The sequence below is a fragment of the Corallococcus sp. CA054B genome (assembly GCF_003611625.1).
Taxonomy (GTDB): domain Bacteria; phylum Myxococcota; class Myxococcia; order Myxococcales; family Myxococcaceae; genus Corallococcus; species Corallococcus coralloides.
Map to the genome: position 1 here is coordinate 17,134 of NZ_RAVY01000132.1, position 11,037 is coordinate 28,170.

At 70.5% G+C, this 11,037-nt stretch carries 9 protein-coding genes and 1 other RNA gene; 1 reads left to right on the top strand and 9 read right to left on the bottom strand.

The window, feature by feature from the left end:
• Positions 1 to 5: 5 nt before the first annotated feature.
• From D7V80_RS27410 to D7V80_RS27445, 8 genes are all read right to left on the bottom strand, one after another.
• Positions 6 to 1,787 (bottom strand): lipopolysaccharide assembly protein LapB, encoded by a 1,782-nt coding sequence (locus D7V80_RS27410; protein ID WP_147447228.1) that lies wholly within the window; start codon positions 1,785 to 1,787, stop codon positions 6 to 8.
• Positions 1,784 to 4,054 carry a DnaJ domain-containing protein gene (locus D7V80_RS27415; RefSeq protein ID WP_120590966.1) on the bottom strand — a complete coding sequence of 757 codons (2,271 nt, stop codon included), beginning with the start codon at positions 4,052 to 4,054 and terminating at the stop codon, positions 1,784 to 1,786. The genes D7V80_RS27410 and D7V80_RS27415 overlap by 4 nt, the downstream gene beginning before the upstream one ends.
• Positions 4,051 to 5,571 carry a S16 family serine protease gene (locus tag D7V80_RS27420; protein WP_120590967.1) on the bottom strand — a complete coding sequence of 507 codons (1,521 nt, stop codon included), beginning with the start codon at positions 5,569 to 5,571 and terminating at the stop codon, positions 4,051 to 4,053. Before D7V80_RS27420 ends, D7V80_RS27415 begins: the two co-directional genes overlap by 4 nt.
• An 8-nt stretch (positions 5,572 to 5,579) precedes the next feature.
• Positions 5,580 to 7,337 (bottom strand): Hsp70 family protein, encoded by a 1,758-nt coding sequence (locus D7V80_RS27425; RefSeq protein ID WP_120590968.1) that lies wholly within the window; start codon positions 7,335 to 7,337, stop codon positions 5,580 to 5,582.
• 46 nt (positions 7,338 to 7,383) lie between these two features.
• Positions 7,384 to 7,875 carry a hypothetical protein gene (locus D7V80_RS27430; RefSeq protein WP_233585764.1) on the bottom strand — a complete coding sequence of 164 codons (492 nt, stop codon included), beginning with the start codon at positions 7,873 to 7,875 and terminating at the stop codon, positions 7,384 to 7,386.
• 227 nt (positions 7,876 to 8,102) lie between these two features.
• Positions 8,103 to 8,579 carry a hypothetical protein gene (locus D7V80_RS27435; protein WP_120590970.1) on the bottom strand — a complete coding sequence of 159 codons (477 nt, stop codon included), beginning with the start codon at positions 8,577 to 8,579 and terminating at the stop codon, positions 8,103 to 8,105.
• Positions 8,576 to 9,343 carry a tRNA(His) guanylyltransferase Thg1 family protein gene (locus D7V80_RS27440; protein WP_120590971.1) on the bottom strand — a complete coding sequence of 256 codons (768 nt, stop codon included), beginning with the start codon at positions 9,341 to 9,343 and terminating at the stop codon, positions 8,576 to 8,578. Before D7V80_RS27440 ends, D7V80_RS27435 begins: the two co-directional genes overlap by 4 nt.
• The gene (locus tag D7V80_RS27445; protein ID WP_120590972.1) at positions 9,330 to 9,779 is read right to left on the bottom strand and encodes an AAA family ATPase; all 450 of its coding nucleotides are present in this window, start codon (positions 9,777 to 9,779) and stop codon (positions 9,330 to 9,332) included. The genes D7V80_RS27440 and D7V80_RS27445 overlap by 14 nt, the downstream gene beginning before the upstream one ends.
• 174 nt (positions 9,780 to 9,953) lie before the next feature.
• On the opposite strand from D7V80_RS27445, the gene rnpB reads away from it, so the two are divergent.
• Positions 9,954 to 10,347: RNase P RNA component class A (rnpB, locus tag D7V80_RS27450), an RNA gene on the top strand.
• 10 nt (positions 10,348 to 10,357) lie between these two features.
• On the opposite strand, the gene D7V80_RS27455 is transcribed toward rnpB, so the two are convergent.
• Entirely contained in the window at positions 10,358 to 10,921 is a 564-nt protein-coding gene (locus D7V80_RS27455; protein WP_120590973.1) for a hypothetical protein, read from the bottom strand.
• Positions 10,922 to 11,037 lie beyond the last annotated feature (116 nt).

Genomic DNA, 11,037 nt, shown 5'->3' on the forward strand with positions numbered 1-11,037 from the left:
CCGCGTCAGGGCACCGTGTCCCCCGCCACGGCGCTGGACGGCTTGGGGCGGTCCCAGTTCTGGAGCGCGATGCTGACCGCGCCGGGCAGCAGCACTTCCTTCTTCACGAGCGCGTAGGCCGCCTTGGAGTCCTGGCCCCGGGCGTCCAGTTGGCGCGCGAGCACCAGGTGCAGCGCGGCCCGCTCGCCCCAGTCCAGCGTCGTGAGGGACTCAATCGGCAGCTTGCCGCTCAGCACGTCCTGCAGCTCGCCGTAGCCCAGGTCCGCGTTGGAGATGTCCAGCATCTTCACCGCGAGCGCTGCGTCCCCGAGCCTCTCGAACTCCGCTGCCAGCAAGAGGCCCGTTTCCGTGTCGAGCTGACGGAAGCCGAGGAAGTCCACGTTGGCGACGGCCCTCGCGGCGAACTCGGGCTCTTCGGCGAGCGCCATCAACACCCGCGCCGCGCCCGCGAGCCCATACTCCGGAGGCACCGCGCGCAGCTTCTCCGCGTCCACCTGCTGCCCCAACGAGGCCGCGAGCCACACGGCCACGATTCCCTCCGGCCGGTCCTTCTGGGCGTTCTCGATGAGCTGCCGCATCGCCTCGTCCGCTGAACCTTCCTGCGACGCGTGCCCCACCACCTTCGCGTAGAGCCGCACGTCGTCCAGGTCCAGCCGGTCCTCCTTGTCCTTGGGTTGCAGCAGATGCTCCGACAGCTTGCGCGCCGCCTCCTTGCGGCGGCCCAGGGCCACCAGCGTCTCCGCATGCGTGCTCAGGTAGCGCGCGTAGTCGGGGTCCCCCTGCTCCATCGCCTCCAGCAACGGGAGCGCCTCCGCCCAACGCTGCTGACGCGTGTGGCGCACCGCCAATGCCCGACGGGGGAGCAGCTCCCCGGCATGGTCGCGCATCAGCGCCTTCAGCCGCTCCGTCCCCGCGGGCTCCGGCTCCAGGCGCGCGAGCAGGATGCCCAGGAGCAGCGAGCCGGGCTCGCGCTCCACCGCGGCCTGGTAATGAGCCCGGACGTCGTCAATGCGCCCGGCGCGGCGCATGTCGTGCATCCACATCCGCTGCACGTCCATGTCCTCGGGATTCGCGTCGAGATGGGCTCGCGAGGCGGCGAGCGACGCGAGGAGTCCTTCCTCTCGCGCGGCCACGAGCTTCGCGGCGTTGGCCGCGTACTCCACCTCCGGGGTCTCCGGCAGGGCCTTCCTGATGCTCTCCGTGAGGCGGGCCGCATCAGCCGTGCGGTGGAGGGCCATCAGCCAGCCGTAGCTCGACTTCCATCCCCCCTTCGCCCGCCCCAGATGGGTGCGCATGGTGGACCTGCCGTCCTCCTTGCGCATGGTGATGCGCTCTGGCGGCTCGGTGAGCATGTAGTCGATACGCCCCACGTGCCGGAAGGACGAGCCCGCCAGCACCACGGGCGTGGCGTCCGACTGTGAGGAGGGCTGGTTCACCGAGTAGGTGACCGTCGTCTTGTAGAGCGGCGCGGCGCCCAGCACGTTGTAGACGAAGAGGCCTTCCTCGCCCGTCACGAACACCGTCTCTTGCGCCAGCCGGCCCTGCTTCCCCTGGATGTCCACCTCCAACGGGCCAACGGGCAGCTGCCGCCTGTTGTGAGAGTTCGCCCCGAGCGTGAAGTGCGCGGAGCCCGCCGTGACCGTGACCGGCACGTCCAACCCGTTGACGAAGAGCACCTTCGCATCGGTGTTGAGGGTCCGGGTCGCGGCCCCGATGCCGAGCGCGCAGACACCGATGCCGCCCAGCAACAGCCAGCCCCGGAGGGGAGAAGTCGAAGGTGCACTCACGGCCGGGCCTCCTGCACGAGCGTCGAAGCGGTCAGCAACAGCGGGCGGCGATTTCCAGCGCCGGGCAGGTGCCAGCGGTCCACCCACCCACGAAAGAGGACCTCGGAGGCGCGCGGATCCGCCGCGTCGGCCACGAGTTCCAACGGCGGCACCGGCACGTCCAGGCCTTCGTGCTTCACCGACCAGACGCGCTGGGACGGCGAGCCACCCGGGCCCCCCTCCTTCACGAGCAGGGAGAGCAAGGGCGGGCCGTCCACGGGCAGCCCCCGACCTCCGTCCACCACGAGCACGCCGCGTCCCAGCGCTTCATCCACCGTCCGCTGCCATGCGCCCACGAGCAGCTCCGAAGGGTCCTCCCGGGACGACGTCCGCTTCCCCTCAGGCGCCTCCCACTGCACGGTGACGCGGCGGCTGTGGCTGCGCGAGACGGCATCGAGCAGGTGCGCGAAGAACGCGCGGGACGGCGCCGCGGCGCTGCCTGGGTCCAACCGCGCCTCGAGCCGTGCACGCGCCTTGTCCAGCTCCGCGTCCACCCGCGCCTGGAGCTTCGGGGCGAAGCGGGGGTCGGGGCGCTCGCGGAGGTACTCGAGCATGGAGGACAGGTCCCCTTGGGATGCGACTCGCGTCCAGGCATGTGCCGCCGCGGTCTGCCGCTGCGGCCACACGGCCCCGGCCACCAGCAGCACGCCCACGCCCGCGGCGGCGAACACGCCGGGCCAGGGTGAGCGTGCGCTCTCCGCTCGCACGCGGCCCTTCTTGTCCGCGCGCGCCAGCAGCTCTGGAGGCAGGTGCTCCACCCCACTCTCCGCGTCCAGCATGCCCCGGCCCAGCAACTCCAGGACGCGGCGCCGCCGGGCAATCAGCTCCTGCGCCAGCGCCTCCGCCTTCTCCTTGCCGTGCACCGGCAGGGTCATGCGCTTGTCATTGAAGCGCATCTCGATGGCCGTGAACTGGTAGGCGCCGTTGACGTGGCGGTTCACCAGCTGAAGGTCTTGCAGGTGCACGAGCGGCCACACGGTGATGCGGTCGATGGCCACCTGGATGAGGTGCAGGGGATGGACGGTGTTGAAGCGCCCATACGGGCTCGCCATCACCCTCAGGAGCCTGCGCGCCAGGGCCCAGGTGACGCCGCAGAAGACGGCCGCGAAGATCGCGCACCAAATCCAATCCGAGACATCGCGCTCGGAGATGCCGAAGTAGATGAAGCCCAGGAGGAAGGCCGTGCCGGCGGCGGCGGCCAACGTGAGGATGGCCGGCATCACCCAGGTCATCACGGCGCGCCAGCCGTCGGTCCGCTCGGCCTCCGCGTGCAGCCATTCGCGGGTGACCGGCGGCAGCGCGTCCACGTCCAGGATGACGCGCGTGGGATACGCGACCTCGGTGGCGCTCTCCGGGTTGAAGCGCCGGCCGAACGCGAGCAACTGGTTCGCGCCCTTGGACTTCCGCTGGGAGAACAGATGCGCCGCGGCCGAGGAGAGCTGGCCTCCGGTCCAGCGGCGCAGCTCGGGGTCGGCGTTCTCCGGCAGCTCGGCGTCCAGCCGCTCCAGCTCCTTCTCCGCGTTGGCGTCCTGGCCGAACTCCAGCATCGTCGCGATGCGCCGCACCTTGAGGGCGAGCACGTCCATCCGCGAGATGCCGGGCAGTGACTGCGCCTCTTCGAGCACCTTGAGCGAGTCCGCCACCTGCCCCATCGCCTCCAGGCAGTCCGCCAGCGCCACGCGCGGGCCCACTTCCGACGGGCCATGCTTGCCCGCGCGCCAGAAGGCATCCGCGGCTTCCTTCATCTGCTCCAGCCGGAGCAACGCCCAGCCCCGTTGCAGGTGCCCCTGCCAGTGGTCCGGCGCTCGCGCGAGCAGGGCTTCGAACTCCGCCAGTGCCTCCTTGGCGTCGCCCTCGTAGAGGAAGTGACGGCCCAGCAGGATCCGCGCGTCGTGGAGGTCCGGCTGTTCGTTGAGCAGCTCGGTGAGGAGCCTGCGGCCCCCGACCTTGTCACCTGCCTCGAACAGGTTGATGGCCTCCTGGAGGGCGGCGTTCTTCGCCGCCTCCGGGCCGTCCGCCTGTTGCGCGGCGCTGGCGTCGAAGGCCTGGCGTGCCTCGGGGTCGGAGAGCAGCTCGTACGCTTCGCGCAGGCGCCGGAACTCCTCCGGATGCGTCTCCGGCGGGTTCTGCCGGACGCGCTCGAAGTACGCCTTCTTGATGGCGCGGGCTTCCGCGTCCTTTTCGACGCCCAGCACCTCGTAGGGGTTCTGGCGGGTCTCGTTGTTCACCGTCGCTCCAGTCCTGGCGTGTTCACGGCCGCGTTCACGAGCCGCCACGCCTCATCCAAGCTGTCCACCGCGATCAATCGCAGGCGTCCGGACACTTCGGGCGGCAACGCCGCCACGTCGTCCAGGTTGCGGCGCGGATGCAGCACCACGCGCATGCCTTCGAGGTACGCGGCCACCAACTTCTCGTGCACGCCGCCCACGCGCCGCACTTCACCGTTCAGCGTCAGTTCGCCCGTCACGGCCAGCCGCGCGGGCAACGGGCGCTGCGTGTATGCGGAGAGGCCCGCCAGCGAGAGCGCGAGCCCGGACGACAGGCCGTCCTTGCCGACCTCCGTGTCGGTGTAGTGCAGGTGCAGGTCGTAACGGGTCGTGAGCGTTCCCAGGCTCAGCGCGGGAGCGCGGGCACGCACCACGCTGAAGGCCACGTCCGCGGCCTCCTGCCCTTCAGGCCCCACGTGGCCACTGCACCGCAGCACGCCGCGCCCGGGCACCGCGATGGCCTCCAGCGGCGAGACATGCCCGCCTCCCGGATGCCAACCGAGCACGCCCACGCGTCCGACCAAGGGCAGGTCACGCGCCAGCTGACGGCGACGGTGGGCGACTTCAGCCTCGCGGCCCGTCGCGGCCAGGGACTCTCCGTTGGCTGCCGCGCGGACATAGAACTCTCGCGCCTCGTCCAGCGCACCGGCTTCGAGCCGCAGGTCCCCCATTCGCAGCGCCGCGGCCCCCGGTGCCCCCGCCATGTCGAGCGCGGCGCGACGGGCCTCTTCCACCTGGGCGGCGGGACGGCCCTCCAGCCACAGCAACTCCGCGCGCAGCAGGGCCGCGGCGGCGCTGGTCCGGGCCGCCGCGGGTGCGATGACGAGCTGCCGCTTCACCTCCGCGAGCGAGCCCCGGGAGAGCGCTTCGACGGCGGCGTCGAGCTTCGCCTCGGAGAGCGCGGCACGCGCTGTGGGCAACTTGAGGGCCTGCGCGGCCTGCTCCAGGGGAGGCGCGTCCAGCATGGCGGTGCTGGCCGGAAGTCCGAGCGCCGCGCGAGCCCCGAGCACAGACTCCGCGAGGCGCGGGTCCTCCGGTGCGAGGAGACGGGCGCGCCTGAGCGCGGGCATGGCTTCAGCAGGCCGGTTCGTGCGCTCGCACAGACGGATGATGGCGCGCCACGCCTCCAGTTCACCGGGCGCGGCTTCGGTGGCCTCGAACGCATGCACGAGCGCGTCGTCCGGCCGCTCCTCTTCCAGGAAGGAGATCAACTCCGCGCGCAGGGACGCATCGCGAGGGGTTTCGCGAACGGCTGTCTCCAACATCTTCAGCGCTTCCGTCCGCTTGCCGTCGCGCGCCAGGGCTCCACACAAAAGGCGGCGCGCGGGCCCACCTCCGCCCAGGTCCAATGCCTTGCGCGCATGCTCCGCGGCACCGCGGAAGTCGCGCTCCTGGAAGAGCGCTTCGGCCAATGCCAACCGCGCGGAGGGCTCGGACGGACGCAGCACCACCGCACGCTTGAGCTCGGTCAGTAGCACGCGCTCTCTCAACCCAGGTCGAACAGCAGGTCGGTCAGCTCGGCGTCCAGACGGGCAGCGGCGCCCCGGTCGCCCTTCGCGCGGGCCTCGCGCAAGGCATTGCACAGCGACTCCAGCCGGGGACGCACATGTGCCGGTGCGGTCGCGATCCGTTCGGTCGCCGCGTTCAACAAGGCGTCCGCGTCGGCATCCGGAGACGCGGGCACGGGCACGGGCGTCGCCGGTACAGGGGCCGCGCCCCATTCGCGCGCCAGCCGCTCCTTCGCCTCCAGCCGCTGCTCCGGCCCCGGGCGCTGCGAGCGTTTGTCCACCACCAGCGTAGCCTCCTTGCCCGTGGAGACCACCCGCGTCGTCACGTCGAGGATGCCGTTGATGTCGTACGTGAACGTGACCGCGACCTTCTCCGTCCCCGCGCGCCCGGGCGGCACGCCCTCCACCGTGTACGCGTCCAGCAGCAGGTTGTCCTTCACCAGCCGCGCCTCGCCCTGGAACACGCGGATCTCCACCGCGCGCTGCCCGTCCGCCGTCGTGGCGAAGGTCTCCGTGCGCGACACCGGCACCGTCGTGTTGCGCGGGATGAGCGGCGAGAAGACCCCGCCCACACGCTCGCGCCCCACCGACGCCTGCACCTCCACGCCCAGCGTGAAGGGACACACGTCGGTGATCATGATGCCGTGCGCGGCGCTCACCGCGCCCGTCTTCAGCCCCGCCTGCAGCGCGGCGCCCAGCGCCACCGCCTCGTCGGGGTGCACGCCGTCGCGGGGCTCTCGCCCGAAGTATTCTGCGACCAGCCGGCGCACCAGCGGCACGCGCGAGCTGCCGCCCACCAACACCACCTCCGCGATGGACTTCTTTGACAGCTTCGCGTCCTTCAGCGCGCTCTCCATCGGCTCCAGCGTGGAGCGCACCAGGTCGGTGATCAGCGCGTCGAACCTCGCGCGCGTCACCTCCACCTCCAGCGACGCGGGCGTGCCACCCCGGCCCGGCGCGAGGAACGGCACGATGACCGGCGTGGCCTCCACGGACGTGAGCGCGATCTTCGCGGCCTCCGCCGCGGCCTTGAGCCGCACCTGCGCCGCCAGGTTCCCGGCCAGCGATACACCGTGGGCGCGCTCGAACTCCGCGCCCAGCCACGCGGCCAGCGCATGGTCGAAGTCGCTGCCTCCCAGCTGGTTGTTGCCCGCGGAGGCCTTCACGTCCAGCACGCCCTGGAACATCTCCAGCACCGACACGTCGAACGTGCCGCCGCCCAGGTCGTACACCAGCACGTACTGCTCGGCGTCCAGGTGGTTCACGCCGTACGCGAGCGCTGCGGCGGTGGGCTCGTTGAGCAGCCGCTCCACCTTGAGCCCCGCCAACTCCCCCGCATCCTTGGTCGCCTGGCGCTGCGCATCGCTGAAGTAGGCGGGCACCGTGACCACGGCTTCCGTCACCGTGCCGCCCAGCGCCCGCTCCGCGTCCTCGCGCAGCGCACGCAGGATGAGCGCGGAGATCTCCGTGGGGCTGTAGCGCCGGTCACCCAGCGTCACCGGCAGGTCGCGGCCCATGCGCCGCTTCACCTCCGCGATGGTGCGCTCCGGATGCACGAGCAGCTGCGCTCGCGCGGACTCGCCCACGTGGAGCCGCCCCTCCGCGTCCAGCCCCACCACCGACGGCGTGAGGCGCTGCCCCAGCCGGTTGGTCAAAAGGTTGGGACGGCCCGCGCTGTCGAGCGCGGCCACCAGGGAGTGCGTGGTGCCTAGATCGATGCCAACGACGTGACTCATGCGAGGAGAACCCAAGGCCTTTCGGCGAAGGAGCGCGAACGGCGGACTAGGACTCCGGCGGCGTCCACGGCTGCGCGGGCGCGGCGGCGGTGGCGGCTTCCGGGGCGGCGTACAGGCGGCGCAGCTGCGCGATTCCCTCCAGGCTGATCCCCGCCTCCTGGGCGATCTCCAGCGCGCGCTCCGGCGACGCGTGGGTCACCCACCTCCACTTGTACGAAGCGATGAGGCCGCCGATGCAGGCCAGTCCGAGCAGGCCCAGAAGGATGGCGTTCGACGACTCGAGATTCGTGAAGGCCAGGAAGCCGAAGAGCAGCGAGCCAAGCCCCGCGACGATGAACAGGAAGCGCGCCCACGCCACGAGCACGGACTTGCCGCTCATGGAGATGGCCTGCCCTCGCCAGCCATTGCCCTCCTCGGCCACGACGAGCCAGCCCTCCAGCGGGATGAGCGGCACGAAGTTGATGTGACCGAACTTCGTCGCCACGTAGCCCAGGCCAGGTATCTCATCGACCTTGCCGTAGAGCCTCGAACCAAACATGACCATGTGCCCCCCCTCGAAACCGCCGCGCCGTGCCGCGAAGGCATCCGGGCGCGTGAGCGCGAATCCTGCGGCACCCGGGCGAACACGCGCAATCCCCCGCCCCGGGTAGGACAGTGGCTCATGCCCCCGTGGGCCAGCGCCCTCCAGAACATACGGACCCGGAGGGAAGGACTGGCTCCATGACACCCCGAGTGCCGCTTCCCTCCGACGCCGCGTCGCTCAGGTCATCCGGAAACATGTTCGAACGTCACGGCCGGGTACTCCAACAGGACGTCACACCCTTCCAGCTCAGGCTGCTCCGTGGAGAAGACCCGCGCCCGGACGAAGCGGTAGTCCTGGGGGTCGTCCAGGCTCGCCCAGTCGAAGAAGCCCAGAAAACGGAGGTCCAACGCACCAGGGCTCAAGCGCCCCTCCTGCCACTGCGCCTCCCGGACCTCCGGCGTGGGCGTCTTCGCGTGGAACACCTCCAGGTGTCCCACGGGCGGAAAGCAGGGACGGACCCGGATGGCCTCCACGAGGCCCGAGCCATCCGGCCGGATGCTCTCCATCCCCGCCTGGACCAGGACGAGCCCGTGGAAGAGCGAGTGCTCCACGTTGATGAACTCGTGCCACCCCTCCGGCAGCGGCTGGAAGTACGTGTTCCAGACGTGCCGGGCGCATTCCCGGTACTGACGCATCAGGCGGTCCAGGTCCACGCTCATCGCGCCACGCCCTCCAGCAACGACAGGATGAAGGCGTCGTACGCGTCCTTCATCGGCAGCTCGTAGTCCACCTTGAGGCGGCGGCGCTCCGCGAGGACCGTCTCCCCCGTCCTCGGGTCGCGGGCCTCCTTTGCGTACGTCTCCCGGTAGAGCCCCGTCCCGCGCTTCTGCCAGTTCGGCACGTCGTTGAAGTTCACGCCCCGCTGGAAGAGCAGCTCGTTCTTCTCCGCCACCGACAGGCGCATGAGCATGGCCGTGGCCTCCGCCACGTTCTTCCCTTCGCGGCGCAGGCTCCAGTAGCAGTGCGCGTTCAGCGCGTTCCGGACCGCGTCCTCGCTGCGCCAGCGGAAGTAGTCGCGCACGAGCCCCGCGTTCGGCAGCTCGCAGATGCGGCAGTCGAAGGTGCCCAGGTCCCCCAGGAGCAGTGAGAACTTCGCGCTCGCCTCCCCCGCGAGGATGGAGTTGAGCTTGCGCGTCTTGCGCCCGAAGGTGTCCTCGTCCGGGTGGAAGAGCAGCGAGATTTCGTCGCTCTGCGTGTAGCCGTAGACGACCCGGAAGCCGCACTCCATCAGGTGTCCGGTCGTCGCGACCATCAGGTCCCGGAAGCGCACGTCGAAGGGGCTCTCGAAGGCGTGCACCTCCTTCGTGAGCCGCGTGAAGCCGCGCCCATCGATGCGCGCCACCATGAACACGCCGGGCAGCACGCACAGGTCGTGCGCGGTCTCGAACACGCGCATCTTCTCGTCCAGCTCATCGAACTTCACGTTTCCACTCCTCCACGGTGAAACCGTCCGGTCCCAGCCGGACGAAGAACAGTGCGTCGAAGCCCTCCTCGGGACTGGGCACCTGCAAGCGCTTGTACGTCCCGAGCACGCCCACCAGCGGCACCCGCTGCTCCGCCGGGCGCTGATCATTCCGCAGCAGCGCGTCCGCGACCTTTGACTGGAAGTAGAGCCCCACCACGCGGAAGCCGAACTGCTTCGCGGCCGCGATGTAGCGGGAGCGCTCCGCCACCGTGGGGTTGGTGTTGTCCACCACGAAGGGCTGCTTCGCTTCCAGGCACGCGCGCAGCAGTACCTTCTCCCGGTGCCGCGTCTTGAGCATGTCCAGGCTCAGGCGGACGTGCGTGGTGAAGAAGCGCTCCCGGTAGAAGCTGCTCTTCCCCGCCCCCTGGATGCCCGTGAAGATGACCGCTTCCATGCCGCCCCTCCCTTCCGCGAAGGCCGCTCGCGGGACTTCGGGACGCTCAGGCGCGCGGAAACCCGACAGGCCCCCGGACGCCTACCCGCTGGGGCCCGCGATGGCGGACGCACGACAGCGCCCCATCCAGAAGGTGGACCCGCCCGGGCTGGCTGTTGTATCCCCCGGAGTGCCGGAGCGGTCCGGGTGAACGCCGGCCATCGCAGGCATGGATGGCGGGAGGAAAGTCCGGGCTCCAGAGGGCAGGGTGCTGGCTAACGGCCAGTCGAGGCGACTCGCAGGAAAGTGCCACAGAAAACAGACCGCCCGTTCCCGCAAGGGGGCGGGTAAGGGTGAAACGGTGCGGTAAGAGCGCACCGCGTCCGGGGTGACTCGGACGGCACGGTAAACCCCACCTGGAGCAAGAGCCAATAGGAGCGCGTCCCCGAAAGGGGACAGGGATGGCCCGTCCCATGCGTTCGGGTTGCTCGCTGATGAGGCCCCTGGGCAACCAGGGCCCTAGATGAATGTTCGCCGCCCATCCCGAAAGGGGTGGGGACAGAACCCGGCTTACAGGGCCGCTCCGGTTTTTTTCCCTGTTACCTGGCCACGGGGACCTGCCCCAGCAGCAGGCGCCCCCGGCCGTCGTTGCGCACCGCCTCCGGGTTGGTGATGGGCAGACGGCTGTCGTTGCGGGGCTCCCAGAGCCCCATCCACACGTTGACCGCGCGCGGCGACGCGCCCTGCGGCAGGGCGATGACGAACTCGTCCTTCACCGTCTCGCCCACCTTCCACTGCGTCGTGGGGTACAGGCCGCCCGCGGGCTTGTGGTCCACGTTGACGCGCTCCATGCGCCCGTCCGCGTCCTCCACGTGCACGAAGACGAGGTAGTCCTCCTCAATCGGCTGGAGCACCTTGAAGAAGACGGTGACGCGGGCCTGGTCCCCCGCGGGGATGCGGCCCGGCTGCACGGACGCGCCCACCACCTCCACCTTGCCGCCCAGGTTGGCGCCGCTGCGGATGGACAGAGGGGGCACCTGGGTGACGGTGGCCGCGCGGCGCTCCTGGTCGCTGGCCCCGCCGGGGGCCTCCACGATGCAGGCGCTGGAAGTCCCCAGGAGGACGGAGGCGGTCAACAGGACGTTCAGGGGCGGAAGGCGCATGACGGAGGGCCGTTCTACCCGGCCACGGGCGCTGCATCCAACTGCGTGTTGGTGTATGCGGAGCGGCGATGAAGACCCCGACCCCCCTCGACGCACTCCTGGCGCAGGTGCCCCCC

What these genes read in the sequence shown, in the direction of transcription:
- D7V80_RS27425 (WP_120590968.1), bottom strand. Translation starts at nt 7,337, where the DNA reads ATGAGTCACGTCGTTGGCATCGATCTAGGCACCACGCACTCCCTGGTG.
- D7V80_RS27430 (WP_233585764.1), bottom strand. Translation starts at nt 7,875, where the DNA reads ATGTTTGGTTCGAGGCTCTACGGCAAGGTCGATGAGATACCTGGCCTG.
- D7V80_RS27435 (WP_120590970.1), bottom strand. Translation starts at nt 8,579, where the DNA reads ATGAGCGTGGACCTGGACCGCCTGATGCGTCAGTACCGGGAATGCGCC.
- D7V80_RS27445 (WP_120590972.1), bottom strand. Translation starts at nt 9,779, where the DNA reads ATGGAAGCGGTCATCTTCACGGGCATCCAGGGGGCGGGGAAGAGCAGC.
- D7V80_RS27455 (WP_120590973.1), bottom strand. Translation starts at nt 10,921, where the DNA reads ATGCGCCTTCCGCCCCTGAACGTCCTGTTGACCGCCTCCGTCCTCCTG.